Here is a 26975-nt window from a genome sequence, read left to right as displayed (position 1 = left end):
GCTCCTCGAGGATTACGTTGTTCGAAGTTCGACCTGGGAACTGGCTGCCTGTGGTCGGCCACCCTGGCTATCACCCGTACGCAGCCTTACATCTTTTGTCTCGGGTACGAACTGCACGGTAATCAAGCAAACAATTGCTGCGGTAATCACGTAGTACCCAGGAGCCATCGGCGTCCCGAATATCTCGACAAGCCACGCGCTGACAAACGGCGTGGTTCCACCGAGCAATGCGACACTTCCTTGATAGGCTATGGCGTGACCTGTGGCACGATAGGCAGTCGGAAAGAATTCGGCGGCCGCGGTAAATGCCGATCCGGAGTACATTCCAATTCCGATTGCTAGAAGAGCTTGGCCGAGTAGAGCATAGCTCAGCACCCCAGTTGCTACCAGCTGAAGCACAGGATAAGCCGCAAGCCCGATCCAAAGCGCCCCAATGGTCATTACTCGCTTCCTGCCAAGCTTGTCACTCAGCGCTCCACCAATGGGGTAGAAAAGAGCCATTACAGCGATGGCAGCCGCATTGGTGAGCAACGCGGCACTTGGTTCCATGTGCATCTGGCGCACCAGAAATGTGTACATGAATCCGACAAGGAGATAGGATCCAACGGTCTGGACCGGAAGGATCATCAATACGTGAAGCATTGACTTCCAACCCGCGCTGGTCGCAGCCGCGAGGGGGTTTTCATTTTTTGCCTTACTTATGGCTAGCTTGAACTCCTCTGGGTCCTCTAGGTTGCGACGGAGCCAGAAGCCGATGATGCCAATGAGTCCACCGGCCAAGAAGGGAACACGCCATACCCAGTCGGTGTAGGCTTCCTTACCGGCGACGAGCTGGATGAGCAATAACATGACAGCCACGAAAGCGTTCGGGATGTTCGCAAAGAACCAGATGATACCGACCCATCTTCCCCGACCTTGATCCGGAGCAGATTCGAGAATGTAACTCGTACTGCCTGTAGTTTCCCCTCCCATCGCAAAGCCTTGAGCGAGACGGCAAAGGACGAGCAGCGCCGGAGCACCGATTCCGATTGTCTCGTAGGTGGGAAGCACGCCAATGAGGGCTGTAGCACCGGCCATTAGCCAAATCGTGAGCGCTAGAACTTTCACCCGGCCGACTCGATCGAGCATATAGCCAAACACGAGCCCACCAACCGGACGGGCGAAAAAGGCAACTGCATAAACCGCAAAGGTACTCAGAATCGCTGCCGTGGGATCACTCCCCGGAAAAAAGAGATGCGCGATAATCGGGATTGAAAACGCGAAGACGGCAAAGTCGTAGATTTCCCCGAAATTACCAATCGAAGCAGCGCTCAGCTTTCGGCCAGAGTCGTGGCTCATGTTGTAGTCCTCCAGAGTCGATCACCCTTGGCGAGTTGTGGAAGACCGGGCGCCCGGCTCGACTTCCGAATAGTGTTGGCGTGGCCTTCCCTCCCGGATGACGTCAGCGTCAAAGCCCGACAGTTTGCGCGCCATCCACGACCATTGCATGGCCTACAACGAAGCCAGCCTCTTCGGAGCAAAGCCAAAGTACTGCTGCTGCAATCTCTTCAGTCTTGCCTAAGCGGCCGATCGGCTCCTGGGCGATAGCCTTTGCGCGCAGTTCCGGGTCGTTCTTCGTGTAACGCTCGATCATCGCGGTATCGATGATTCCGGGGCAAATTGCGTTGATACGGATGTTAGAGGCCGCGTAATCAAGTGCCGCACACTTTGTCAGTCCGGTTACACCGAACTTGGAAGCGGCGTAGGCTGCCTGGTTGCGAAATCCAATGACGCCGGCTCCCGACGACGTGTTCACTATCGCGCCCTTGCCCTGCTTTAGCATCTGCTGAATTTGATACTTCATACAAAGGTAGACACCGCGAAGGTTAATGTCGATGATCCGATCCCACATGTCTTCGGCGATATCGCCGGCACGGGTTCCGGGCTGCTCAATCCCGGCATTGTTGAAGGCAACATCAAGGCTGCCGAACTCGTCGACAGTCCTAGCGATCGCCGACTTGACCTCCTCGGCGCTCGCCACATTAGCCTTAATCGAAAGAGCTTTGCCTCCTACAGCCTCTATCGCCGCAGCCGTCTCTCGGAGACCTTCATCCGCTAGGTCGACGATCGCGACCTTGGCACCTTCGCGTGCGAAGGCAACAGACGTTTCGTGTCCGATTCCTCCAGCAGCCCCAGTGACAAAGGCAACTTTGCCGTCATATCGCCGGTTAACATCGGTCATTTTCCATTCCTTTCAAGTTGAAGATCAAGTATCGGCTGACGATCCGCGCCACCGCCAAGAACGGAAAACTCGGTTCGCTAAGTTGCATCGGTATGCCTTAGCGCTTGGGCGCTCGGCGGTTCCCTCCGACAGTATAGATTGCCGCCGCGGTAACCACGACCACACCTTCGATCATGCCTTGGTAATTCGCGCCGAGGTTCAGGATGTTAAAGCCATTCGTCAGAGTGAATAGCAGGAATGCTCCGACGAGTGTCTTGATCACGCTTCCCGCGCCGCCGAAAAGGGACGTCCCTCCCAAAATGGCCGACGCAATGACGGTAAGTTCCGCGCCGGTCAGCGCGGCCGGGTTGATTGAACGAAGCCTACTGGCGAAAAGGATGCCGGCAAAGCCCGCCGCCGCGCTGCAAAGAACGAAGGCTGCCATTTTGTAGCGCAGGACGTTGATGCCGGACAGCCGCGCAGCCTCAGGATTGCCTCCGACCGCGTATACCCGTCTTCCAATGGTCGTGAAGTTCAGAACGAACCATAGCGCACCTGTGAAAGTCAGCAAGTAAATGACAGGATTGGGCAGTGTCAGCTGGAAGTTGCTCAGCCAGGAAAAGACCGCAAGAACTATGCCACCAAGAAGCATGCCGACTGATGCCGGCGAAAGCGCTTTACGCTCTCGTCGAACCTTAATGGTTTGATATATTCCGATCAGAATGAGGGCAGACGCAGCCAGCAACATCAAGATCCCTACGTTGAGGCGTCCGGATTCGAACGCCCGCATCGATGCAAGAACATTGTCATCGCTAACAGCGAGCGATCTCCCGTCGGTATACACCAGCACTAGGCCTCGTATCGCAGTGAGGGTACCAAGAGTGACGATGAAGGCGTTGATGCCCACAAGTTGGACGATCACGCCATTCAGTAACCCCGCTCCGACTGCTACAAGCATCGCGAGACCAAATGCTGGCCAAAACCCTACCGAATCCGCGGTTCCGATCAGAACCGCACCTGCTAGAGCCGCAACTGATGCAACCGAAAGGTCGAAGTTACCCGTGATAAGAATGACAGTCATCGCCACCGCGATGATCCCGACGAGCGACGATTGATACAGGACGTTGGAGAGGTTCGTTACGCTCAAGAAATTGGGTCGCCCGAGGTAGGTTGCCGTAAGCGAGAGGATGAGAACCACCAGGATCAGGGCGTAGAACACACCCATTTCACGCAGGCTGAATACGCGTCGCCAGTCCGTCGAGGTTTGGCTTGTGAGTGGTTTCGACCCATCCATGATATTAGATGGGTGGAGTTCCGTTGAAGAATCGCGCGAATGGCCGGGTTGGGCTTGCGTTACCATAGCTTTCATGATCACTCGCTCTGTTTAGAAGTTGCGCCGCTTCGCGATGGTGGTGCCGGCTCCGCGCTTTTGCCGCCTGCAAGTAGGATCAGTTCGTGTTCGTTTGTTTCACTCGTGGCACGCTCAGCAACCATGCGTCCGTCGCGCATGACGAGGATCCGATCGCTTACAGCCAGCAATTCTTCGAACTCCGACGACACGATGATAACCGCTTTCCCCGAGGCCGAGAGGTCGCGGATCAGTTTCAGAATGTCGGCTTTCGCTCCGATGTCGATGCCTGCTGTTGGCTCGTCGAGGAGGAAGACTTTCACGTCGCTGAATAACCATTTCGCGATGGTCACCTTCTGGGCATTGCCTCCGCTTAACTCCCTCATGAGCGCATCGGGCGAGTGTGCTTTGATTTTCAGTCGCGCGATTGCCTCTCGTCCTCTCTCTCTTTCGCGATCCCGAACGGGAAGAATCCCACCGAAGGACACGCCCGCCAAGGCGGGCAAGGTGGTGTTCCGCCACAGCTCAAACTCCGGAACCAGCCCTTGTTGCATCCTGTCTTCAGGGACAAGACCGAGGCCCGCAGCCACTGCAGCCTGTGTTGACCGCCGAATTGATTGGCCATCCACCTGAACGTCACCGGTGGCATGGGAGTCTGCCCCAAATATCGCGTGGAGTAGTTCGCTCCGCCCCGAACCGAGCAATCCCGCGATCCCCACGACATCTCCAGCCGCGAGTTTCAGGTCGACAGGCGCGAACTTGTCCGGGGAGGCGAGGCCACGTAACTCCAATATGATCGGGGCTCCGGTATGGTGCCGGAGAGCGTTTGGGTCATGTGCCGCTTTCTCAAGGGCAATGATCTGCCGTCCGACAATCGCTTCGGCGAGGCGGCCTTCATCGAGATCCCTCGTGTCGGCACGCATGGCCACCTGTCCATCACGGAGGACCGTAACAGAGTCGGTCAATGCCATAACTTCGTCGAGGAAGTGCGACACGAACAGGATCGCCCTGTTCTCCACACGAGAAAGCCGATGGACGATACGATACACCAATTCGCGCTCTTCGGTGGCGAGGGACGCAGTCGGTTCGTCCATAACGATCAGTTCCGCACCGGTTCCCAGCGCTTGAAAGATCGCCGTCATCTGGCGCTGCCCGATGGGCAAATCCCCAACGAGTCGATCAGGATCGATCCAGTAGCCGACGCGTGCGCATATGTCCTCGAACTTTTGCCGTAGCGACTTTGAGCGCCGCCAGCGGCCCTCTTCACCTAGAAAGACATTCTCGAGCACCGAGAGCGTAGGTACGAGAGGGATGTGCTGGTGGATAGTCGCAACACCCGTCGCATTTGCCTCTTTGGGGCTCGACCAATTTACGGTCGAGCCTTTCCACGCGATTGTGCCACCTGATGCTCGGAACGTGCCTGAAAGGATTTTAATCAGAGTTGATTTGCCGGCTCCATTTGCCCCCAGCAGTCCATGAACCTTGCCGCGCTCGATCTCCAAATCGACACCGCGGAGGGCTATCACTGTGTTCCCGAATGTCTTGGTTACACCTTCGAGACGCATAAGCGGAGCGTTATCCGTTGACGGCATTCCAACTCTCCCGTGACTTCGAATTCCTGTTGAAGTTCACCGTTCAAGCGAACGAACTGGGAATCATTCGTGGGTGATTGTGGGCGCTGCGCCCAGAAGGGATGGTCTGCCGCAATAATGATGCACAACCTACCAAGGATCCGATAAGGTCGATCGGAACCATCTTAAGATCGACAGTAATATCCAACATGTGCTCCTCCCTATAAGCGCAAACTATCCTCAAATTCATATTTACATTTATTTTGGTAGATACTTTTAGCGCGTGATCGAAAAACTGATGCGTCTATCGCCCACTGGCTGAAAGGATTGATAGTACGCGTTACAAAAAGCCGCGCAGGGGCTAATCTCAATCTTGGAAGGGCCCAACATCAGCGACAAAGTCATTTACGACCGTTACACCTTGACTGTTCCGGCACCCGTGCCACTCTCCGCCCGGACGACAATCGTTCCTTCCCGCTGTCGTCGCCTTACCGATATTATCTCTTAATGTGGGATTATGTCAACACGACATTGAATGGTTTTTACATGGGATCTTCTATTAGGCCCATTCGAAGGTCATCAGCAAATTGCTAAGATTCCATCGCGAATGTCGCGCTTTCCCCGTTACAGCCCGATTTTTGTGGGGCTCAGCCCACTTTACCAAACCGCCGACGCACCAGCAGCGTCGATATGGCAAGCCAGCCCCATTCCGATTTCGGGCACAGCTTGCAGTGAGTGGATATCAAGAAATCCCACCTATTGACATAACTCGACGCCATTGCTATTCCTTCGTCGCTTTTCGAGCTGCACGGAGGGCAGTGGGCAGGAATGACATGTCATTCAGATGATCCGGCCGAAAGAGGAGGCAACCAACACTCCGATCGGCTTTATGCTGGATGGCCTACGAATGCTGACGCCCGTCCAGCTAAACCGCGCAGCTTCTTGGAGGAACTCTCAACGATGTTCATGCGAAGGACGATAAATGAGTGAAGCTCTCGCCACACATGCTCCAAAGGACTCCGGTGTTCCGGCCTTCGCGCGCGACTTCGGTGTGCAAGATCGCGTCGTCATTATTACTGGAGCCGGTCAGGGGATCGGCCGTGAACTTGCCCGACAGTTCGCAGCAGCCGGCGCAATACCGGTCATCGCTGATCTCAATCAAAAAAATGCAGAATCGGTTTCGTCAGAGATTGCTGCTGCCGGTGGCTCATCTTTGGCTTTAGAGGTCGATGTCGCGGACAAGGGTTCCGTTGATGAGATGGTAGCCGCAGTGCTGAAAGAGTTCGGCAGAGTGGATGCCTTGGTGAACAATGCCTCTATTTTCGCTACGCTTGAAAAGCGACCGTTCGACCAGATTCCACTTGCCGAATGGGAGCGAGTGATGAAGGTCAATATTACGGGGACATTCCTTGGTGCTTGTGCTGTTGCGCCATCGATGCGTAAGGCAGGCTGGGGCCGCATCATCAACATTTCGTCCGACTCCGTGCCACGCGGAACAGTCAATTATCTTCACTACGTAACATCCAAATCTGCCGTAATTGGCATGACCAACTCTCTTGCTCGTGAACTCGGACCCTTCGGCATTACGGTAAATTGTATTCGACCGGGCAGTGTTGCTACCGAGGTCGAGCGCACGGTAAATCCGACGGCCGAGGTGCGCAAACGTAATGCAGATCTCCAGTGCATTCCTCGCGGCATGATGCCAACGGATTTGGTGGGACTTATGATGTTCCTCACGACGCCAGCAGCGTCCTTCATAACAGGGCAGACGATTGCTTGCGACGGTGGCTACACCCACAGCAATTGACGCTACGGGCAACTGTGGTTCGAGAGAACGGAAAGAGAAAATCGATGCGACGTAGCAAGGCGTCTGTAACGGTGGCGTCGGGAACAGTGCAGTGCCAGAACATTCGCGTTAATTCGGCCTTGTTGCATGGTATGTTCGGAATTTCAGCAGCACCGATGTCCAGGTACGTACAATCTGGTACCGGGCTTGAGACGAGACTGCTCGGTTTTGGGGACTACCTAGAGGTCACGGCACTTACCGGCATCCCAGACGAAGTGTTCGGGAGATGCGGCGAGTTAGCGAGGGAATCTTGATATGACCGATTTACAATCGCAGCTTTTTGCCGACGGCTTCATCTTCTTAGAAGCACCTCGGTGGCACCAAGGGCATCTATGGGTGCCTGACGTCTTCGGCCAAAAGTTATATAAGCTTGATCAAAGCGGCGCGAAAACGGTCGTTGTTGAAAGCCTGCCTCCAAGACCGAATAGCATCGGGTTCCTGCCCGATGGAACGCTCCTGATCGTGTCGTCAGTCAAGCGTCAGATACTGAAACTCGTTGATGAAAATCTACTCACCTACGCCGACTTGTCACAGGATGCCGCTGGTGATCTGAATGACTTTGCCATTGATCAGACCGGGCGCGTCTACATCGGCAACTACGGCTATGATTTGTTCGGAGGTGCTCCGAAGCAGGAAACTTGCGTTCATCTTGTCGAGCGAGACGGTGCGATTCGGGTCGCCGCTACTGGGCTTGAATTTCCGAACGGTACCGTGATCATCAACGGTGGCCGGACGTTGATTGTCGCTGAAACCTGGCGCGGGCATCTTACCGCATTTGATGTTGCCTCGGATGGAAGCCTATCCAACAAGCGGAATTTCGCGAACCTAGAGGGAAGGGAGCCGGATGGTATCTGCGCCGATGCGGCAGGCGGCATTTGGGTTCCGTCTTTCAATACAGGCGAAGTGCTTCGCGTCGTCGAAGGAGGCGAAGTCACCCATCGTATCCAATTCCCTGGAAGCGCTATCGCTTGTCAGCTAGGCGGTGAAGACGGGCGGACATTGTTCTGCAGTACATATGCAGGATCGGTTCCAGACCAGTTAGCCAAAAAGCCCTATGGTGCGTTGCACGCAGTTCGAGTCGACGTTCCGCGTCCGTCATAACCGGTAGCCGTTCAGTGTCGCACAGGCAGGCCCGGATGACGAAGCCTAGTGCTTGGACTTGTGCTGCTTATCTCGAGCAAATCTATGGTGCTGTGATGTTGATTGGCTCTCGTCCGAAATGGCTATGCCCTGGAGGTACTGATCCATTCTGCCGTGAGAAAGACTTGAGAGTTGGAACGGTTGCTGATCGAAATGTCGACCATCTCCCAGTTCTCAAACAGCCTGCCTTATTTTTTGCATGAGTTCAGGTCTGCAGAGAGCACTTTGTTGTGTTGCGGCAAACGCTGCCGAAGCCGACACGGTCTATCATTGGCTACAATCGGGCAAGCCACCGACGAGCAATCAGTTTGCTCGTGGGCTGTGGATCCCCAGGTTAGCCACACACACCGAATTTCCCCATTCGCAATGGCCGCTGCACGGTAGAGCGGGCTAGATGCACAATTATAAAGGCTACATCGATGGATAAGGTGTACAGCGATGCGCGGGCCGCGCTGGCCGGGGCGGTCAAGGATGGCATGACCATCATGGCCGGCGGTTTCGGCCTATGCGGCATTCCGGAGACGCTGATCGAGGCGATCCGTGATTCGGGCGCGAAGGATCTGACTTTCATCTCCAACAATGCGGGTGTAGATGGCATCGGCCTCGGCCGCTTGCTGGAGACCCGCCAGATCCGCAAGATGATCTCGTCCTACGTGGGCGAGAACAAGCTTTTCGCCCAGCAATACCTCTCCGGTGAGCTGGAACTGGAATTCAACCCGCAAGGCACGCTCGCCGAGCGTATCCGCGCCGGCGGCGCCGGCATTCCGGCCTTCTACACCAAGACGGGAGTGGGCACCCTCATTGCCGAGGGCAAGGAAGTGCGCGAATTCAATGGCGAGAAATACGTCATGGAGATGGGCCTCTTCGCCGACATCTCCGTGGTTCACGCCTGGAAGGGCGATACGGAGGGCAACCTCGTCTATCGCAAGACTGCCCGCAACTTTAACCCGATGATGGCGACGGCCTCGCGGCTCACCATCGCCGAGGTCGAGCATCTCGTACCGGCAGGCGAGATCGATCCGGATTGCATCCACACCCCGGGCATCTTCGTGAAGCGCATGGTGCATGTGCCGAACCCGGTCAAACACATTGAGCAACGCACGACCCGCAAGCGCGCCGAGGCCGCGCCTGCCGGAGCAGGGGAGGAAGTCTGATGGCCTGGACCCGTGAACAGATGGCCGCCCGCGCGGCCAAGGAGCTGCGCGACGGCTTCTACGTGAATCTCGGCATCGGCATTCCGACGCTCGTGTCAAACTTCATCCCCAAGGGCATGCGCGTGCAGCTCCAGTCGGAAAACGGCATGCTCGGCATGGGCCCGTTCCCCTTCGAGGGCGAAGAGGATCCGGACCTGATCAATGCCGGCAAGCAGACGATCACCGAGCTGCCGACCACCAGCTATTTCTCCAGTGCCGATTCCTTCGGCATGATCCGCGGCGGCCATATCGACCTGTCGATCCTCGGCGCCATGCAGGTGGCCGAAAACGGCGATCTCGCCAACTGGATGATCCCTGGCAAGATGGTGAAGGGCATGGGCGGCGCCATGGACCTCGTGGCAGGCGTCAAGCGCGTCGTCGTGGTCATGGAGCATGTGGCGAAAGCCAAGGACGGCTCGGAGGACCCGAAGCTCCTGAAGGAGTGCAATCTGCCGCTCACAGGAACTGGCGTGGTGGATCTCGTCATCACCGATCTCGGTGTCTTCTCGATCGACAAGAAGGGCGGCTCCGGCATGACGCTGATCGAACTCGCCGCCGGGGTGACAGTGGACGAGATCAAGGCCAAGACGGCGGCGGATTTCAAGGTTGCCCTGAACGGCAGCCAGTCCAACGCGGTTTGAGTACCATTGATGCGGGCCAAGCGCTGCGACCAACCGGGAATGGATTTATCCGAGCGCTGCCAAGGTGGCAACACGTGAGGACATATCATCCAACCTCGTGACGGTTGAGGATTGGACATCAGGAGGGGTCGACATGCGTCAGATCGGAGTAATCGGAGCCGGACAGATGGGCACAGGCATTGCCCAAGTCTGTGCCCTTGCAGACTTTGGTGTTCTCCTAGTCGATCGGGACCCTGAGGCACTGCCACGTGCGAGATCTGCAATAGCAGGAGAGCTCGATCGCAGGGTCAGAAAGGAAGCTCTTGATATTCGCGAGAGTGAGGCCGCACTTAGGCGACTTCAGCTGACCGCCGACTTCAAACAACTCTCGTCCTGCGACCTCGTCGTCGAAGCCGTAACTGAGGATGCTGCTATCAAGTGCAGCGTGTTTCAGCAGATCTGCCCCTATCTGAAGCCTAACACGATCCTGGCGACGAACACCTCCTCGATCTCGATTACACGTCTGGCCGCTTCTACGGACCGGCCGGAGCGCTTCATCGGCATTCACTTCATGAATCCGGTACCAGCGATGCACCTTGTCGAACTGATCCGCGGCATCGCAACTGACGAGCGAACATTTCGGTTTGCTCGAAAGTTTGTTGCTGATCTCGGCAAGACTGCCACCGTAGCGGAAGACTTCCCAGCTTTCATCGTCCATCGCATTCTGCTGCCGATGATCAACGAGGCGATCTACACCCTTTATGAAGGCGTAGGCTCCGTAGAAGCCATTGATACAGCCATGCGGCTCGGTGCGAACCATCCGATGGGACCGCTCCAGCTCGCTGACTTCATTGGCCTCGATACCTGCCTGGCAATCATGCAGGCGTTGCACGAAGGTCTGGCCGATTCCAAGTACCGTCCCTGCCCGCTCCTCGTAAAATACGTCGAGGCAGGCTGGATCGGCCGCAAGGTCAAGCGCGGCTTCTACGATTACCGAGGTGAACAGCCAGTTCCGACACGATAGGGGTGGTCGTCATTATGAAGGCTGGGCGCGAAGCTAGGATACTCCAACAATCGCGAGGTCCCCAGGATCCGCCCACGCAACCGAAAGGAAGATCCTCATGGGCCAAATTCCACCACTGAACTGCGACAGGGGCGTTAGTTGATGAAGATCGGAGCATTGAAGGAAGCCTTTCCGGGCGAGGCGCGGGTGGCGATGACGCCGGACTCTGCTCTCCAGTTGCAGAAGCTGGGGCATATGTGCTTTGTCGAGTCGGGAGGTGGGGCCGGTGCTGGGATCTCGGACGCAGCCTACACTGCTGCTGGGGTGAACATCGTGCCGGATGCTGCAGCCTTGTTCGCTGCCACCGACGTTGTGGTGAAGGTGCGCCCGCCAACGGAGGGGGAGGTTGGCCACCTGCGCCAGGGTCAGACCCTGATTTCCTTCTTCTGGCCGGCCCAGAACCCGGAGCTTCTCGACCTGTGTCGCGACAAGGGTGCCACGGTCATCGCCATGGACATGGTGCCGCGCATCTCCCGCGCCCAGAAGATGGACGCGCTCTCCTCCATGGCCAACATCGCCGGTTACCGCGCCGTGATCGAGGCCGGCAACCACTTCGGCCGCTTCTTCACCGGCCAGGTCACCGCCGCCGGCAAGGTGCCGCCCGCCAAGATGCTGGTGGTGGGGGCAGGGGTGGCAGGCCTCGCCGCCATCGGCACCGCCACCAGTCTTGGTGCCATCACCTATGCCTTCGATGTGCGCCCCGAGGTGGCCGAGCAGATCGAGTCCATGGGCGCCCAGTTCGTCTTGCTCGAGTTCGAGCAGACCCAGGACGGCGCTGCCACCGGCGGCTATGCTGCCCCGTCGAGCCCGGAGTTCCGCGACAAGCAGCTTGCCAAGTTCCGCGAGCTCGCGCCGGAGATCGACATCGTCATCACCACCGCCCTGATCCCCGGGCGGCCGGCGCCGAAGCTGTGGACGGCCGACATGGTGGCGGCGATGAAGCCGGGCTCGGTGATCGTCGATCTCGCGGCCGAACGGGGCGGCAACTGCGACCTGACCGTGCCGGACGAGAAGGTCGTCTCCGACAACGGCGTCACCATCGTCGGCTATACCGACTTCCCCAGCCGTATGGCCGCCCAGGCCTCCACGCTGTACGCCAACAACGTCCGCCACTTCCTCACCGACCTGACCCCGGCCAAGGACGGGGTCATCCACCACAACATGGACGATGACGTGATCCGCGGCGCCACGGTCACGCACCAGGGGGCGGTCACCTACCCGCCGCCACCACCCAAGGTGCAGGCGATCGCCGCCGCCAAGCCCAAGGAGAAGGTGAGGGAGCTCACCCGGGAGGAGAAGCGGGCCCAGGAGGCGGCTGCCTTCAAGGCTCAGACCCGCACCCAAGTGGGGCTGCTCCTGGCCGGTGGCCTGCTGATTGCGCTGGTGGGCGCCTATGCCCCGGCGAGCTTCATGGCTCATTTCATCGTCTTTGCGCTTGCCTGCTTCGTCGGCTTCCAGGTGATCTGGAGCGTCAGCCACTCCCTGCACACGCCGCTGATGGCGGTGACCAATGCCATCTCGGGCATCGTGGTGCTGGGGGCCCTGCTGCAGGTGGGCTCCAGCCACTGGCTCGTGGTGGCACTCGCCTCACTCTCCTTCCTGATCGCCACCATCAACATCGTCGGCGGCTTCCTGGTGACCCGCCGGATGCTGGCCATGTTCCAGAAGTCGTGAGGATCGTCCGATGAGCTTTGGTCTTGTCTCCGCCGCCTATGTGGCAGCCGCTGTCCTGTTCATCCTGTCGCTCGGCGGCCTCTCCGGCCAGGAGAGCGCCAAGCGCGCCGTCTGGTACGGCATTGCCGGCATGGCGCTCGCCGTCGGCGCCACCGTGTTTGGCCCGGGTGTGGGCAACTATGCCGTCATTGCCGCCATGCTGGTGATCGGCTCAGGGATCGGCTGGTATGTGGCCAAGAAGGTTGAGATGACCGAGATGCCGCAGCTGGTGGCAGCCCTGCACTCCTTCGTCGGTTTGGCAGCCGTGTTCATCGGCTTCAACGCCGACCTCGAGCTCACCCGGGTGCTGGCGCTCGATGAGGCCGCACGGCAGGTGCTGACCGGCTTTGCCGGGGTGCTGGCGCACAAGACCGGCGTGGAGATCGCGATCCTGCGGGTGGAGGTGTTCCTGGGCGTGTTCATCGGTGCGGTGACGTTCACCGGCTCGGTGATCGCGTTTGGCAAGCTCGCCGGTAAGGTGGATGGCAAGGCCCGGAAGCTGCCGGGCGGCCATGGGCTCAATGCGGCAGCCGCGTTGGCCTCGCTCGTCCTGCTGGTGCTGTACGTCAATGGTGCCGGCATCTGGGCCCTGGTGGGGATGACGCTGCTGGCGTTCTTCATCGGCTACCACCTCATCATGGGCATCGGCGGGGCCGACATGCCGGTGGTGGTCTCGATGCTCAACTCCTACTCGGGCTGGGCGGCCGCCGCGATCGGCTTCACGCTCGGCAACGACCTGCTGATCGTCACCGGCGCCCTGGTCGGCTCCTCGGGTGCGATCCTGAGCTACATCATGTGCAAGGCGATGAACCGGAGCTTCATCTCCGTGATCCTGGGCGGCTTTGGCACCACCACCGGGCCGGTGATGGCGATTGCCGGGGAGCAGATCGCCATCGATGCCGATGGGGTAGCCACCGCTCTGGAGGAGGCTGACAGCATCGTGATCGTGCCGGGCTACGGCATGGCGGTGGCGCAGGCGCAGCAATCGGTGTCGGAGCTGACCCGCCGCCTGCGCGCTAAGGGCAAGGACGTGCGCTTTGCCATCCATCCCGTGGCCGGTCGCCTGCCGGGGCACATGAACGTGCTGCTCGCCGAGGCCAAGGTGCCGTACGACATCGTGCTGGAGATGGACGAGATCAACGAGGACTTTGCCGAGACGGATGTGGTGATCGTGATCGGCTCGAACGACATCGTCAACCCGGCTGCCCAGGACGATCCGAACAGCCCGATTGCCGGCATGCCGGTGCTGGAGGTGTGGAAGGCCAAGCAGGTGTTCGTGTCCAAGCGCGGGCAGGGAACCGGCTATTCTGGCATTGAGAACCCGCTGTTCTACAAGGACAACACCCGCATGTTCTACGGCGATGCCAAAGCCAGCATCGATCAACTGGTGCAGGCGATCTGAAGAGAAAGTCCAGAGAACCAAAGCGGATTTCTGATCTAGGACCAAAGAAGTTCCCAGTCTCGGCACCGGTTGAGATCGTTCCTACACCAGATGGGACTGCTCTCTACGAGGCTAGCAGTACCTGGGGTGTAGGAGAGCAACTGAATACTCAGTCATCTCAATCCGACGCCCTCCGATATTAGGAGAGCTACTCTCGGATCTCTGGCTGACTGCCGTTTCGTGATGATGATGTCTACGCATATCGCATTGCATCAATGACGAATGCTAAGTAGGCGCTCACGCAAGGCAATAACGTGAGCATTGCCAAAAGCAGGAAACAAAGAAACCGAACAGAAGAGTTGCTACGGCTAGGCCCGCGCCCCTCTCATTCACATCGAATTATGCTCTTAATGCGCGCACTTAATCAAACCCATCCCGCGCAAAGAGCACGGAGGAAAGAAAATTGCGCCACCCGTAACTGAAAACGATAGATCCCATGTACACAAGCGTGAGAGGCAACACTCCCACATGCGACGACCAGGGACAGGCAAAGCGGAGATACCCGGCAGACTCAGTTTATTCTCGTTTGACAAAATCTCATTTTGTAGGATATCATCTCTGCACTGAGACTGCTTTTAAGCAGCGTATGACGCCCTCGCATTGGCACTTAAAGGTCAGTCAGGGGAATTTCTATGTGGAATGGTGATGGGAGCGTGAACCCATCCGAGACAGCGGCAACCGAACAACATGCTGCCGTTGTGTAGTCAATCAACTTGTCTGCATATGGGAGGAAAATATGCAAAAAAAGTTCATGCGAGTCGGGGCTTTCGTCTTTCCCGCGACATTGATGCTTGCTGGCACTGCAGCGCATTCAAAAGACATCACCATAGCATTCGTTACCACGAACCAGCAGAATCCGGCCGAGGTATCGATGACCAAAGGCTTCAAGGAAGAGGGCGAGAAGCTGGGCGCCAAAGTCCTCATCCTTGATGCCAGGGGAAGCGTTGAAAAAATGTCCAATGCTGTCGACGATTTAATCGCGCAGAAGGTGGATGGCATCGCTGTGATCATCCTTGACAGCGTGGTAGCGCAGACATGGGTCGATAAGACGAACGAGGCCAAAATTCCGTTCACTGCTGTTGCCGTGCAGGTGGGTGATCCGAACAAGCGGAAATTTAAGGAGGTCTATCCTGGACTTTCCGCCTTAGTTGGGCAGGACTATATCTCGTCTGGCCAACGTCTCGGCGAGACGGCTGCGACTATGTTGCCAACTGATCGTACCGCCAAGATCGGAATTGTCGAAGGCATGCCGGGTTACGCACTTGTCAATCAGCTCTCGGCGGGATTCAAGGCAAGTCTCGACGCCGCTGGGTCCAAGTACAAAATAGTTATGTCGCAGCCAACCGACTGGACCCCGGCCAAGGGCGAAGCGGTTTGTCAGAATGCTCTTGTAGCCGATCCCGATATTGATTTGTTCTTCAGCCACGCGGAAGACATGGCGATTGGTTGCGCCAAAGCCATCAGAGACGCAGGATCAAAGGCAAAGCTATTCACCGCTGCTGGTGGCTCGAAACTCGGCATCCCATTGGTCAAATCCGGTGAAATTACCGTGTCGATGTGCGAAACGTGGATAAATGTGGGTCAGCTTGGAGCCAAATCACTTTATGAGGCCGCTACCGATCCCAAGACACCTAAGGCCCGACTCGTCGAGTACAAACCCCCATTGATCACAAAAGACAACGCCAACACCTGCCCACCTCAGTGGTGAAGAATAGGAGTTCCTGGGCTAAACCTTCCACGCTGGGGGCGCCCTTGGCGCGGAACCTTTTCGGGCAATGAAATTGAGCGGGATTAACTGCGTCGATCCAATGCTTGGCACTTACAATGCCATCAATCTCGACAGAGTTCGCAACCAGCATTATTCGCACTGCCTCACTACATTGTATTCCCGCGTGGTGCACGGCTTTGGGCACCACCACGTCGAGGAAATCCTTGACGTGTATAAGGATTCCTGCGGCCATGACGGCCTATGCTTGGCGGGGCCATCCTGCCACGCGAAGAGGCATGGCGGAGAAGGAAGTCGACAAGCCAATCCCGCAGGAGACGCAAGAGCCGCTCTGGGCGAGGCGTTCTCCTCGCACAAAATTGCTTACGGTAGGCTTCTTTGCCGATTGCATCAGGGGTCGTCGTGTTTGCTCGGTGGAAACAAGTATGCGACGTCGTTTTCCGCCGGCGTAATGCTGTGTTGCGGCAGCTTCTTTTCGCTCGACTTCTAGCTCTATGAGGAAGTTATGCGCATATTCCTAGAGGGCTGGCTTAACTCACTCGAAGCGAGTGACGCTAAGCTAAAAGATCAAGGCTATACCGTCATCCATGGGGCAGGCATCAGCTACTTGGTTCCTCTTCCCCGGCCACGGGACACCGGACATCAAGAACCAGATCCAACTATAATTGCGAGTATCTGGGCTAAAATATGCTGGCATCGCTGTCGCCAATCTTCGACTAAGACTGCAAGCCCCTAGAACAGTCATAGGCCGGAAGATTGCCGAAGGATCAGCCGCTGTGGGTGAGTTGGTGAAACTCTGACTGCTCCAAGTGGAGCTCGGCAGTCATGATCTGTTTCCCACTGGCGAGGCCATTTGCAACTTGTGCGAAGTGGGTCTGGCCGAGGAAACCGCTGCGTACACGAGCTTCTAGGTATCACCTTGGCACCGCAGCCTATGGCTTTCCGTGTGACAGCCGAGGAGGCATTGGATGAGGCGTCCGGTTGGATACAAGGCGCGCCAGCTCCGCGCTCCGCAAAACCCGTGAACGAGCGTAGCAAGGCATGCGCTCAGCGAAGCCCCATCATGCTGTACGAATAGTTGCAAAGAGTCTCAATATAAGAGATATTTGCGTTGGCTGATCTTTACTTGGCTTCGCCTTTTCCTCCTGGCGCTGCCATATCGGCCACTCCCTCTGAAAGGTTCCGACTCTTGTCGGGCCTCAACTTTAGCCGGGCTTTATGCCCGGCTTTTCTTGTCCGCTGCTCCAAGAGAATTGCGTGCCGGCTGAAGGGCTTAGTAGCAAGCATCTCCAAGCAACTCTCGCTGCTACTCGCGGGCGTTCTTAAGGGCGCTCCAATAAACACGAGAAGGCGTCCTTCCGATCACGCAAGCTGCATCAGCGTGAATGCACGCGGCGCACCAGACCATAAGCGATCTCACGCGGACGCGCTCGACAAGAGCCGGAGCGGTGGTTCAAGCTCCTGGTCCGATAGCCGCAGTGGCGAAAGCGCATCGTGAAGGCGAGAGCGGTGGTTACGTAGACGGTTGGGGGCGCGGTGGCCTCATGCTCTCCCTAATTAACCAGCTAACGATACACACTCGCGCGGTCAACGCGGCCGCGCCGTCTTGTCTAGACCATGGAATGTTACTCGGCTATCTTCGGCAGCTTTTCGGGGCGGCATACACCTGCGCCTCCTCCGCGGTAGCGGGCCCTGTGGCAAGTCACTTGCGGTCTGTATCGCCGAGGCGCGTCCCACGGGATGGAACACGTCATCGCGTGCTCCACGTGAAAAACCCTCGGCTCTCGCATTACCAGACTTCGATGGCCGACCTAGATCCCGTCTCGTGGCGGTGAGAAACCAGAGGACATCGCCAATGTCCCACCATCCACACTCACGATCTCACCGCTGATTGAATAGGCCTCATAGGAGGCGAAAAACAGGATTGTTCTCGCAACATCCTCGGGCTGAGCGCCGCGTCCAAGTGGGATTCGAAGTTCGCGTTGCCGCGCTCTCTCCGGATCATGGCTTGCGGTCTGCTTGGACAGTTCTGTGAATGTCAGCCCTGGGCAGACACAGTTGACGCGAATATTGTACTGACCCCAATCTACGGCCAATGCTTTCGTCAGGCCGACAACACCGTGCTTGGCCGCGACGTATGCCGCACATTTCGGTATTCCGGCAAGTGCTGCACCCGATCCGAGATTGACGATCGATCCGTTGCGAGCTGGGATCATGGAGGCTACTGCGACGCTCTGTGCCCACAGAAATTGACCTGTCAGACAAACCTCGAGTTCACGGCGCCAAGTCTCAATGGGCAGCGCCTCTGGCGCAAAGAACGAGTTGATCGCAGCATTGTTGATTAGCACATCGATCCGGCCGAGCCTCGTTATAATTTCCGACACGTTGCTTTCGACCTGCGAAGGATCGCTTACATCACCGGCAACTCCTATGACGTCCGCTCCAGCGGTCTTCAATCGAGCCACGGCTGCACTGACATTATCGGGATCAAGATCGCAGATGACGACTTTTGCCCCCTCGCCTGCAGCAATTTCCGCCGTGGAGAAGCCGATGCCGCGTGCTGAACCAGTGATCACCACGACTTGATCCTTGAACCTTGAGTCTCTGCTTAGTGACATTACCATCCATCCGTTACTTCGAGGGTTTGCGGAGCTTGCGCGTGTGTCGGAGCAACTCTTTTCTCCTGACACCTGCTTTCACTTGATGTTCTGCATCCTGTCTGTTGATCCAGCAAGAAGTCTGATTGATCTGGAACTACGGTGCAGTGGCGCCAAATCACAGAAACAGGGTCTGCCACTTCGCCGAAATTGGGCGAGGCCATGACGAGATATAGCGGCGCGGCTGAATTCTGGAGGCGCCTTAGAACCGAAGCCAGAGGGTAATATCATTGTAGAAGATGCGGTCGCGGCTTCGCTTGCTCGCTGCCATAGGGAGGCAGCGCGAAAACGTACTGTCTTGAGCTAATCAGCACCCGTCCCATACTGCGGCGCCCTAGCCTGCAGGACTTCGGTCGCGGCACATAACTTCGCGCTGAGACCACGCTCAGATTCCACTGATAAAGGGCTGGGGCCGGTAGATAACTGGGGCGCTGTGCAATCCTGCGCGCATGTTTGTTGTGCCTCAATTTTGAAGCCTGCTCGTCGACACAGGTTAAACACTACCATGGAGAATGCGTCATGTCATCAAAAAATCTTATATATAGGGACTTCCTCCGTAGGAGAAATCCGGTTAGTGTGCCGTCTGGATGCTGCAACCGTGATTGCTGCTGGCTTATTAATGAACCTTGAAGGCCGGGTCATTACGCGCAGCAGGAAGATCACACGACAATATGTAGGCTAAGAGCAATGCAAGGAAGCGTTACCGAAACGTTGGCGAGGTTTAGTTCTAGATTGCAGTTCAGCGATCTTCCCAGCGGTGTCAGTCACGAAATCAAAAGGCTGCTGCTTGATACAATAGGCTGCGGGCTTGGTGGGCTGGATCTTGATAAAGGACGCATGGCACTTCAACTCGCCCGCGATGCTGGTGGCAAGCCAGAAGCAACTATCCTCGGGAGCGCCGGAAAGGTGCCAAGCTCCTTGGCGGCATTCGTTAACGGCGAGCTAATGAACGCATTAGATTACTGTGCATTGCAGCCGCCAGCCCACGTTACGCCCTACGTAATTCCGTCCGTACTCGCGATGGCTGAAGTTGAGCACGCCTCTGGAAAAGAGCTTATTGCGGCCCTTACGGTCGCACATGAACTGAGTTGCAGGATTGCACACTCCTTGGGCAACCTACGCGCGACGCCAGGCGGCCTCCCTGTTCGCAGCTATGGAGTAGGCTGCACGCAGTTCGGCGCGACGGCGGGCGCCGCGAGAATTCTCAAGCTTGATGCCGAAAAGATGTCGCACGCGCTCGGCCTTGCCGGATACCATGCACCAATCGCTTCTCATGTGAAATATAATCACACTATCCACGTTGGCCTAGCAAAGTATGGGCCGTCGGGCTGGACCGCACAGGCTGGCGTAGTTACTGCACAACTCGCCGCTATGGGATATCGCGGGGATGATACCGTTCTAGATGGCGAGTATGGCTTTTGGGCCATGAACGGTTCGCAATCCTGCGATTGGGAAAAGCTCACCACAGCGCTCGGGGACGAATGGGCATTCGAGGCAATCGGCTACAAGTATTGGCCGTGCTGTGGGTCGCATCAAGCTCCGTTGGATGCATTCGTGGAGATCATCAACTCCCACGATATAGCCCCGACTGAAATCACGAAAGTCGTAGTTAAGAATGAAGGGTTATCTGGCCTGCCGAAGTACATGAGCACCGACGTCCGAGACCATGTTGAAGCCGCGTCCAGTCTTCCATACAACATAGCGGTTGCTGCGCATCGGGTGCCGTGGGGGCCGAAATGGCAATCGCGCGAGACGCTAGCGCGACAGGACATTCGCAATTTCATGACGCGAGTGGAGCACGCAGTCTACGACAGGTGCGAGGAGATGCGCTACAAGGACCTTGTGATTGATGGACGAAAGAATTTAAAGCACCGCCCCGCTCAGGTGGAAGTGCATGCGCGCGGTGAGATCTACGTGCACAGCGTCGATTTCGCGAAGTGGCTTACGAATGACGCTGTGGAATCCCGGGCGACAGACGAAGACTTGGCGAGCAAGTTCCTGGCGAACGCGTCAGGCGTACTAAGTGCGAAGCAGGCGGATGCCGTGGTCGACTGCATCTTACATCTCGAGGATCTTCCAGACTCCGCAAGCTTGGCTGCGATGCTGGCCACTGACCAATGAACGGGACTGCGAGTTGCCGGGCAACACGCAACATTTGAGAGATGAACGCATGGCCGCATGACCGAGGTCGCGCCGCTGCTGTATCCGAAACTGACGGGCAAGAGGAGAGCAGCGGGCGCCCGTTGTTGTGGTCTGCGGACCCGACAGCCTGTTTTCTCGCCCTGTGTCAGAAGCGCAAGCGGCATCATGAACTCAGCGGCCTTTTTACTTTTCGGCTATGATCAGTTGCCGAACCAGTTCCGACGTTCCGCAGACATTAATTCGGGCGATGATCGCGAAACAAATCATATGCCTGTCTAGATTGGAAGAGGGTATCCAACGGAGCGTGGGATCCTATCGAACGGGAAGACAGGCAGAGTTGTCTCAACTCTTCACGTTAACGGCATCCCCAGAGGTCCGGAATAGCAGCGCCGAGTGCCATTCTTAGTGCACCCACTTAACGTCACAGATCCGTGCCCGCCACCAACCAAGCCTGGAAATATTCTCCGAGGCACGCAACTCCGCTAACCTTTTGCGCACAGGGATGATATTCATTAAAAGAAATCCCACGGATTGACATATCGTTGAATAATTGATAGATACAGTGATCTCAACAAAGTAGGAGGCGGCTGAAATGATCGCTGGCGCGCTGTCGATCTGAATTTATCCCTCTTACTTAGTGAGCGGCTCCTGCCGATTACGTGCAGCGAGCGTACAGCTGAGAGTCCCGGCGTAAGGCAGAAATGTGAAGTCGACAGATGTATCGCCCGCCGAGACGTTCAGCCTGGTCAAGCCGACAAGCATTTCGTCCGATCCAGGCGAACGCAACGGAGATAAGGGAATGAGACACTACGGAAAACTCTTCATCGATGGCGCTTGGGTAGAGCCGTCGTCGTCAGGGCATCGGACGATGGTCGACCCGTCCACGGAGGAAGCATTTGCAACGGTAGCAAACGGTGGCGATGCAGAAGACGTGAACAAAGCGGTAGCCGCAGCGCGTAGCGCATTCGAGACTTACTCCAAGACGCCCATCATAGAGCGGGTCGAGCTCATTGATAGCATCATCTCCGTTTACGAGGCTCGCGTTGGCGATTTTGCAGATATCGTCGCACAGGAAGTTGGTGCACCGCTTAGCGTAAAGGCGCAGGCAACTGGGCCGATAGGTCATATGAAGGTGGCCCGCGATCTACTCAAAACCTACAAGTTCGAAACGCAACTTGCGAATACCGTCATACGCCGCGAACCGATTGGAGTTTGCGGGTTGATTTCGCCATGGAACTGGCCGGTTCAGACGCCTGTCATTAAGCTGATCTACGCTCTTGCGGCGGGATGCACTGTTGTACAGAAGCCGAGTGACGCTTCGCCAATCAGCACGATCTTGCTAACGGAGGTGCTCGAGAGGGCGGGCGTGCCCAAGGGCGTGGTGAACACCGTAATTGGTCGAGGGCGGGTCGTCGGTGAGGCGATATCCAATCATCCGGACGTCGATATGATCTCGTTCACGGGCTCAACGGCGGCAGGAATCAAAGTTGGGGAGGCGGCTGCGCGTACTGTCAAGCGAGTTTCACTGGAACTTGGCGGCAAATCGGCCAACATCGTCCTGCAGGACGCCGATCTCGAAAAGGCCTCACGGTGGAACGTTCAGCGATGCTTCTTCAATGCCGGACAGTCCTGCCATGCCCCATCACGGATGCTCGTGCATGAAAGCCAGCTGAATGATGTTATTCCCTATCTGATCGACGAAGTGGGCAAGTACCGCATCGGCGACCCGCGAGATCCAGAGACGACCATGGGGCCGCTCGTGAACGCGGATCAATTCGAGAGCGTGCAGCGCTATATTCGGATCGGTATCGATGAAGGTGCCCGCCTTGTCGCGGGTGGCCCTGGCCGGCCTGCTGGGCTGAACCGGGGATACTTCACCCGACCCACGGTTTTCGTCGACGTCACGCCGGAAATGACGATCGCAAACGAAGAGATATTTGGCCCCGTGCTCGCGGTCATGCCTTACTCCACCGAAGAGCAGGCACTTAAGATAGCAAACGACTCTCCTTATGGCCTTGGCGGGTATGTCTTCAGCGGCGATCGATATCGAGGGTACGAGTTCGCCAAAGGACTTCACGCAGGGCGCATTTGCTTCAACGGTGCAAATACCAATTCACTCACGCCAATGGGAGGCTATAAGCAGTCTGGCGTCGGGCGTTCGATGGGCGTATTTGGGTTAGAAGAATATCTTGAAATCAAATCTATCTATGGTTTCGATGAGGAAGCACATCGCTTGCCAGAATTGATGCATTGAGATCACCGCATGCATCTAGTCCAGGCGTAACGTCCCTTCACTTATAGAGACGGCTTGGGTGGTCTTGAACTGTGCCGGAGCCTGGCTGGGCATTTCGGTCTTATCTACGACCGCCGGTATTTCAACTGCACCCACGCCGGATCAATAGTGAGACTTATCGGCGTTGTGGCCCAATCAACGTTGTTGGGTGCTTTTTCTGATGGTTAGTCGTCCGTGAAGAATTCCCAAGTCATTGATTTCGCGAGGCAATTACGCCGTAAAGTGAGGCCGATTTCGCAAGAAATACGCCCCTATGCGCAGTTTCCCTGCGTTTTGGGGATCGCGCCAGTGATTGCGATTGGCCATGGCGGCCGGGGCATGACTTCGAAGATCCGCAAAGAGGCGTGGCGGCCTCCGATGCGAGAAGGGCTGATTGCGGTTGAAGGGCAAGCCTTTAGCCTCTCCTGATCTCAGCGGAAATAGGAGAGTTGGTGACCTCTGCCCCTCCGTTAATCTGCCATCTCAGGCTTCAGGCAGCCCCTAGGGAATTCTTCACGGACGACTGGTTAGCCCCGGAACGGGCGATGCATTCTCAATAACAACGGCCCGCTGGTGAATAGTTTAAAATACCAGCGGGCGGCCTCTTTTCAATTAGATTGACAGGGCCTTCATCAGGTGCTGCAGGACAGACTCATCAGAGAACCCGCACCCATGATTGGTGCCGATGAGCTTGCTCGGAATCAGCATCTCCTCGATGAGTTGCTCCCAAATCGCGAGCGCGTTACCGCCCATGGCGCGGCTTTAGAGCCCGAGCTCGTGTGGCAGCTGGGATCATCGAATAATGCTCACCGATAGATACTCGACCTAAACTTGGACGCGTCCGGCTGACCCCCCGATCGGGATCCGCTGAAAGGGCGAGCTTCCTTGCACAGAGCGGCGAGAAAAGTCAGGGCGGGGGTAACCCAGTCCGGCATCCATGGACTTAGCGTAAAGCTCGACCCACGCGAGACGTGCCTTCGTCCGATCCATGGCCTTGCTAGCCCTTCGCCTATTGATTTGACACCGAGCGTTCTCGCGCTGCCTACAGTTCCACATCGGCAACAGGGGTCAGCATCAATCTCAAAGGCCGACCTGACGATCGGAGAAGCTGAGCCGATGGCGTCGGAAATCGTATCTGTTCCGCGCCAGGGACTTTCACACCGACATAATGAGATCGGCGGCCTTCTCCGCAATGACCACGACTGTGGCGTTAATATTGCCTACTGTACAGTTCGGCATGACTGAAGCATCGACAACTCTCAAGCCTGTTACACCTTTGACCCGCAATTGTGGGTCGACCACCGCTCCTTCATCGGAACCCATTCGGCAAGTTCCTACCAGGTGCATGCCGGATCGTCCGTTTTGTCGAGCATAGTCGATCACTTCGTCATCGGTGTGGACATCCTTACCCGGCCTCACTTCCTTAACGCTCCATCGGGCCATCGCCCGACTTGCGAAGATGGCGCGACTCTTTCTCACGCATTCGACCACGACCCGCTGGTCATCCTCTGCGGAGAGGAAGTTCAGGTGGATTGAGGGTTGATCGAGCGGATTGGGGCTGCGCGCGGACACTGTGCCATGGCTCTGAGGATGTGATGGCCAGAATCCGATCGACATCCCCGGTTCCTTTTCGAGGATCCCGGGAACCGATCCGTAGCTTCCGGGGATGAACATAAGTTGTGCATCCGGCGCCGCCAAACCTGGACGGCTGCGGAAAAAGCTGCCAGCGGAACCTGTGCCGAGCGTCAACATACCCTCTCCGAGGAAGGCATACTTGAGCACCTCCTTTACCAGGGTGAGCCCGCGTGATCGTTCATTCAGCGTGGCGATTCCCTGTACGCGTTGTACAACTGTCATCAAAAAATGGTCACGCAAGTTGCGGCCGACAGAGCGATTTGCCACAACTGGGGTGATGCCAATGTCACGCAGTACATCCGGATCACCTACACCGGATAACTGCAGCAGCTGCGGCGACTTGAATACGCCTGCGGCGAGGATCACCTCTTTTCGCGCCATTACGGTCTTGGATTGCCCGTTTTGTACGTACCTGACGCCGATCGCCCGCGTGCCTTCGAAGAGTATCCTTGTTGCGACCGCCTCAGTCTTAATCTGCAAATTCGACCGTCGACGAGCGGTCCTGAGATAAGTCTGCGCTGGCTGACTGCGAAAGCGGCCGTTCCGATTGTGTTGGAAATAGGCGACGCCCTCACGGCTGTCACCATTCATATCCGGGTTGAACGGCATGCCAATTTCCTGCGCGCCATCAACAAATGCTCGCGTCAGAGTGTGGACGTCCGCAGCGTCAGACACAACGTGCGGACCTTCAACCCCGCGCTCCGCGAGGGCGGATCTAGAGCTGCCCCGGTACCTCTCAGCCTTGCGGTAATAGGGTAGCAGTTCGTCATAGCTCCAGCCGCGGCAACCTGACTGCGCCCACTGGTCGAACTCCTCTCTTTGGCCCCGCACATGAAGCATGCCGTTGATGGAACTCGACCCGCCCAGAACCTTGCCTTGTGTAATCACCAAGCTCCGGTCGTAAAGATTTGGATCCGGCTCGGCTGCGTATCGCCAGTTGTAGCGCTTATTGTTGTAGATGAAGATGAAGGCGGCCGGAATATGAATAAAGGGATGCGAGTCACTCCGGCCCGCTTCGAGCAACATAACGCTGTAACGATCGTGTTCGGAAAGTCTGCTTGCAAGCACACAGCCCGCCGATCCAGCCCCCACGATACAATAATCAACAGTCTGCGTTTCGGAATCTTGAGCTTGCATCGAAAAACTACCTTGGCCTATGTTCGCTAACGTGGTGACCGAGAGAGTGGATATATTCTGACTCACGCGACGAGAATTCGAGAGAGCGGTAGCGAGCTTCCTTTTCACGGCGAGCTCGCGCGCTGCCACGATGCTTTATTCTTCGCTGTAAGCACCAGCCTCCAGCAGCCGTCGAGATCCCATGTCTGCACCTTGCCGCCGTGTGAAAGGACCAGCAGTCATTCCGCCGTCGACCACCAGCATCGCGCCGTTAACGAAGCTTGACGCATCAGACAGAAGCATGAGCGACGCACTCGCAATCTCCTCTGACCGAGCCAGACGGCCAAGCGGAATACGATCTTCGAAGACATTCGCCATGAATGACGGCGGTATGTTGCGGCGGATCAAGGGGGTTTCCACCGGGCCTGGCGCTATACCGTTCACGCGCACGCCATGCCGACCCCAGTCGATTGCAAGGTTTTTCACCATTCCAACCACTGCGTGTTTGCTGGCCGTGTAATGCATTCGCCCAGGTTGACCTCCAAACGAATTGATGGATCCAATTAAGACGATGCTGCCGCTGCGACGCTCTATCATACCACGAACGAACGCTTGGCAGGTCGATAAAACACCGCCCACGTTGATAGCTAAGACGTTGTTAAGCTCTTCGAGCGACAAATCTTCAGGCTTTACCGCGCTGGCGATGCCGGCGGCGGCGATGACTCCCCAGACGTCCCCGAGTTCCTTGGCCACAGTAGCCGCCGCGTCTACCAGCATCGCTGGTTGGCGCACGTCGGCGATAATGCCGATCGACTTCGCCCTACCGCCAGCTGCCTCTCTCACCTGCGCCATTGCTGCTGACATCCGTTCCTCGTTCGTGCCGAGAACTGCCACGTGTGCTCCATCGCGCGCCAACGCAACCGCGGTCGAGAGGCCGATGCCCGATGTGGCGCCGCTAACAACAACGACGCGGCCAGAAAGCCCATAGTTCAGCATTCGGTTCCTCCATAAACCTTTCCAATTTTCCACGTTCACCGTGCAGCCGCAGGCGAGGAGCCACGTTTACGCAGCAGTGCTTCTCGCCGCGCGAGCTAATAAGGCGGGTCCGCAGGAACCTCTTACCTTATCGCACTGCGGCCTCTAAAACCAAACAACATCTCGCCGCTTTTGTAAATAGTCGCGCACTGCGGGATTTTCTTGACTGACATCGAACGAGCGCGTATAGCTATTTGACAGCCTGTCACGGTTCCGAAACCCAAAGAAGGTGTGTCCCGGAAAAATTCCGGTGACGG

The 26975-nt window shown here is 56.9% G+C and carries 17 protein-coding genes; 10 read left to right on the top strand and 7 right to left on the bottom strand.

The features are described 5' to 3' along the window. Positions 1-12: 12 nt before the first annotated feature. The 4 genes from FS320_RS00190 to FS320_RS00175 all read right to left on the bottom strand — a co-directional run bounded on the left by FS320_RS00190 (position 13) and on the right by FS320_RS00175 (position 5140). Positions 13-1338 carry an MFS transporter gene (locus tag FS320_RS00190; protein WP_152708596.1) on the bottom strand — a complete coding sequence of 442 codons (1326 nt, stop codon included), beginning with the start codon at positions 1336-1338 and terminating at the stop codon, positions 13-15. A gap of 109 nt (positions 1339-1447) precedes the next feature. Next, positions 1448-2221 carry a glucose 1-dehydrogenase gene (locus FS320_RS00185; protein ID WP_152708595.1) on the bottom strand — a complete coding sequence of 258 codons (774 nt, stop codon included), beginning with the start codon at positions 2219-2221 and terminating at the stop codon, positions 1448-1450. A gap of 97 nt (positions 2222-2318) precedes the next feature. Further along, on the bottom strand, positions 2319-3494 hold the full coding sequence (locus FS320_RS00180; RefSeq protein WP_420846688.1) for an ABC transporter permease subunit: 1176 nt from the start codon (positions 3492-3494) through the stop codon (positions 2319-2321). 77 nt (positions 3495-3571) lie between these two features. Continuing rightward, entirely contained in the window at positions 3572-5140 is a 1569-nt protein-coding gene (locus tag FS320_RS00175; protein ID WP_244626887.1) for a sugar ABC transporter ATP-binding protein, read from the bottom strand. Positions 5141-6101: 961 nt separating this feature from the next. On the opposite strand from FS320_RS00175, the gene FS320_RS00170 reads away from it, so the two are divergent. The 8 genes from FS320_RS00170 (at position 6102) to FS320_RS00135 (ending at position 15843) form a co-directional block, all read left to right on the top strand. Beyond that, positions 6102-6926 carry an SDR family NAD(P)-dependent oxidoreductase gene (locus tag FS320_RS00170; protein WP_152708594.1) on the top strand — a complete coding sequence of 275 codons (825 nt, stop codon included), beginning with the start codon at positions 6102-6104 and terminating at the stop codon, positions 6924-6926. Between the two features lie 294 nt (positions 6927-7220). Beyond that, positions 7221-8066: an SMP-30/gluconolactonase/LRE family protein gene (locus FS320_RS00165; protein WP_152708593.1), complete on the top strand. Its 846-nt coding sequence runs from the start codon at positions 7221-7223 to the stop codon at positions 8064-8066. A gap of 458 nt (positions 8067-8524) precedes the next feature. Further along, positions 8525-9259: a CoA transferase subunit A gene (locus FS320_RS00160; RefSeq protein WP_152708592.1), complete on the top strand. Its 735-nt coding sequence runs from the start codon at positions 8525-8527 to the stop codon at positions 9257-9259. Further along, a complete protein-coding gene (locus FS320_RS00155; protein ID WP_152708591.1) occupies positions 9259-9939 on the top strand; it encodes a 3-oxoacid CoA-transferase subunit B in 681 nt (226 codons plus the stop codon). The genes FS320_RS00160 and FS320_RS00155 overlap by 1 nt, the downstream gene beginning before the upstream one ends. Positions 9940-10072: 133 nt before the next feature. Continuing rightward, entirely contained in the window at positions 10073-10942 is an 870-nt protein-coding gene (locus FS320_RS00150; RefSeq protein WP_152708590.1) for a 3-hydroxybutyryl-CoA dehydrogenase, read from the top strand. A 141-nt stretch (positions 10943-11083) separates the two neighbouring features. Next, a complete protein-coding gene (locus tag FS320_RS00145; RefSeq protein ID WP_152708589.1) occupies positions 11084-12655 on the top strand; it encodes a Re/Si-specific NAD(P)(+) transhydrogenase subunit alpha in 1572 nt (523 codons plus the stop codon). A gap of 10 nt (positions 12656-12665) precedes the next feature. Beyond that, a complete protein-coding gene (locus tag FS320_RS00140; protein ID WP_152708588.1) occupies positions 12666-14096 on the top strand; it encodes an NAD(P)(+) transhydrogenase (Re/Si-specific) subunit beta in 1431 nt (476 codons plus the stop codon). Positions 14097-14871: 775 nt separating this feature from the next. After that, complete coding sequence (locus FS320_RS00135) at positions 14872-15843, top strand: sugar ABC transporter substrate-binding protein (RefSeq protein ID WP_244626886.1); 972 nt, start codon at positions 14872-14874, stop codon at positions 15841-15843. A 1829-nt stretch (positions 15844-17672) separates the two neighbouring features. Here FS320_RS00135 and FS320_RS00130 read toward each other — a convergent pair. Further along, complete coding sequence (locus FS320_RS00130; RefSeq protein ID WP_202882814.1) at positions 17673-18440, bottom strand: SDR family oxidoreductase; 768 nt, start codon at positions 18438-18440, stop codon at positions 17673-17675. A 765-nt stretch (positions 18441-19205) separates the two neighbouring features. On the opposite strand from FS320_RS00130, the gene FS320_RS00125 reads away from it, so the two are divergent. Continuing rightward, complete coding sequence (locus FS320_RS00125; RefSeq protein ID WP_152708586.1) at positions 19206-20639, top strand: MmgE/PrpD family protein; 1434 nt, start codon at positions 19206-19208, stop codon at positions 20637-20639. An 820-nt stretch (positions 20640-21459) separates the two neighbouring features. After that, positions 21460-22914 (top strand): aldehyde dehydrogenase family protein, encoded by a 1455-nt coding sequence (locus FS320_RS00120; protein WP_152708585.1) that lies wholly within the window; start codon positions 21460-21462, stop codon positions 22912-22914. Positions 22915-24087: 1173 nt separating this feature from the next. Here FS320_RS00120 and FS320_RS00115 read toward each other — a convergent pair. Together FS320_RS00115 and FS320_RS00110 are read right to left on the bottom strand one after the other, a co-directional pair. Next, complete coding sequence (locus tag FS320_RS00115; RefSeq protein WP_152708584.1) at positions 24088-25833, bottom strand: GMC family oxidoreductase N-terminal domain-containing protein; 1746 nt, start codon at positions 25831-25833, stop codon at positions 24088-24090. Positions 25834-25839: 6 nt separating this feature from the next. Beyond that, positions 25840-26679 carry an SDR family NAD(P)-dependent oxidoreductase gene (locus FS320_RS00110; protein WP_152708583.1) on the bottom strand — a complete coding sequence of 280 codons (840 nt, stop codon included), beginning with the start codon at positions 26677-26679 and terminating at the stop codon, positions 25840-25842. Positions 26680-26975 lie beyond the last annotated feature (296 nt).

The sequence above is a fragment of the Microvirga tunisiensis genome (genome assembly GCF_009296175.1).
GTDB lineage: Bacteria > Pseudomonadota > Alphaproteobacteria > Rhizobiales > Beijerinckiaceae > Microvirga > Microvirga tunisiensis.
This window is presented reverse-complemented; position numbering and strand designations above follow the sequence as displayed.

Excerpts from the sequence above, each read along its gene's own strand:
- FS320_RS00190 (WP_152708596.1), bottom strand. The coding sequence starts at position 1,338 with ATGAGCCACGACTCTGGCCGAAAGCTGAGCGCTGCTTCGATTGGTAAT.
- FS320_RS00185 (WP_152708595.1), bottom strand. The coding sequence starts at position 2,221 with ATGACCGATGTTAACCGGCGATATGACGGCAAAGTTGCCTTTGTCACT.
- FS320_RS00180 (WP_420846688.1), bottom strand. The coding sequence starts at position 3,494 with ATGGATGGGTCGAAACCACTCACAAGCCAAACCTCGACGGACTGGCGA.
- FS320_RS00175 (WP_244626887.1), bottom strand. The coding sequence starts at position 5,140 with ATGCCGTCAACGGATAACGCTCCGCTTATGCGTCTCGAAGGTGTAACC.
- FS320_RS00170 (WP_152708594.1), top strand. The coding sequence starts at position 6,102 with ATGAGTGAAGCTCTCGCCACACATGCTCCAAAGGACTCCGGTGTTCCG.
- FS320_RS00165 (WP_152708593.1), top strand. The coding sequence starts at position 7,221 with ATGACCGATTTACAATCGCAGCTTTTTGCCGACGGCTTCATCTTCTTA.
- FS320_RS00160 (WP_152708592.1), top strand. The coding sequence starts at position 8,525 with ATGGATAAGGTGTACAGCGATGCGCGGGCCGCGCTGGCCGGGGCGGTC.
- FS320_RS00155 (WP_152708591.1), top strand. The coding sequence starts at position 9,259 with ATGGCCTGGACCCGTGAACAGATGGCCGCCCGCGCGGCCAAGGAGCTG.
- FS320_RS00150 (WP_152708590.1), top strand. The coding sequence starts at position 10,073 with ATGCGTCAGATCGGAGTAATCGGAGCCGGACAGATGGGCACAGGCATT.
- FS320_RS00145 (WP_152708589.1), top strand. The coding sequence starts at position 11,084 with ATGAAGATCGGAGCATTGAAGGAAGCCTTTCCGGGCGAGGCGCGGGTG.
- FS320_RS00140 (WP_152708588.1), top strand. The coding sequence starts at position 12,666 with ATGAGCTTTGGTCTTGTCTCCGCCGCCTATGTGGCAGCCGCTGTCCTG.
- FS320_RS00135 (WP_244626886.1), top strand. The coding sequence starts at position 14,872 with ATGCAAAAAAAGTTCATGCGAGTCGGGGCTTTCGTCTTTCCCGCGACA.
- FS320_RS00125 (WP_152708586.1), top strand. The coding sequence starts at position 19,206 with ATGCAAGGAAGCGTTACCGAAACGTTGGCGAGGTTTAGTTCTAGATTG.
- FS320_RS00120 (WP_152708585.1), top strand. The coding sequence starts at position 21,460 with ATGAGACACTACGGAAAACTCTTCATCGATGGCGCTTGGGTAGAGCCG.
- FS320_RS00110 (WP_152708583.1), bottom strand. The coding sequence starts at position 26,679 with ATGCTGAACTATGGGCTTTCTGGCCGCGTCGTTGTTGTTAGCGGCGCC.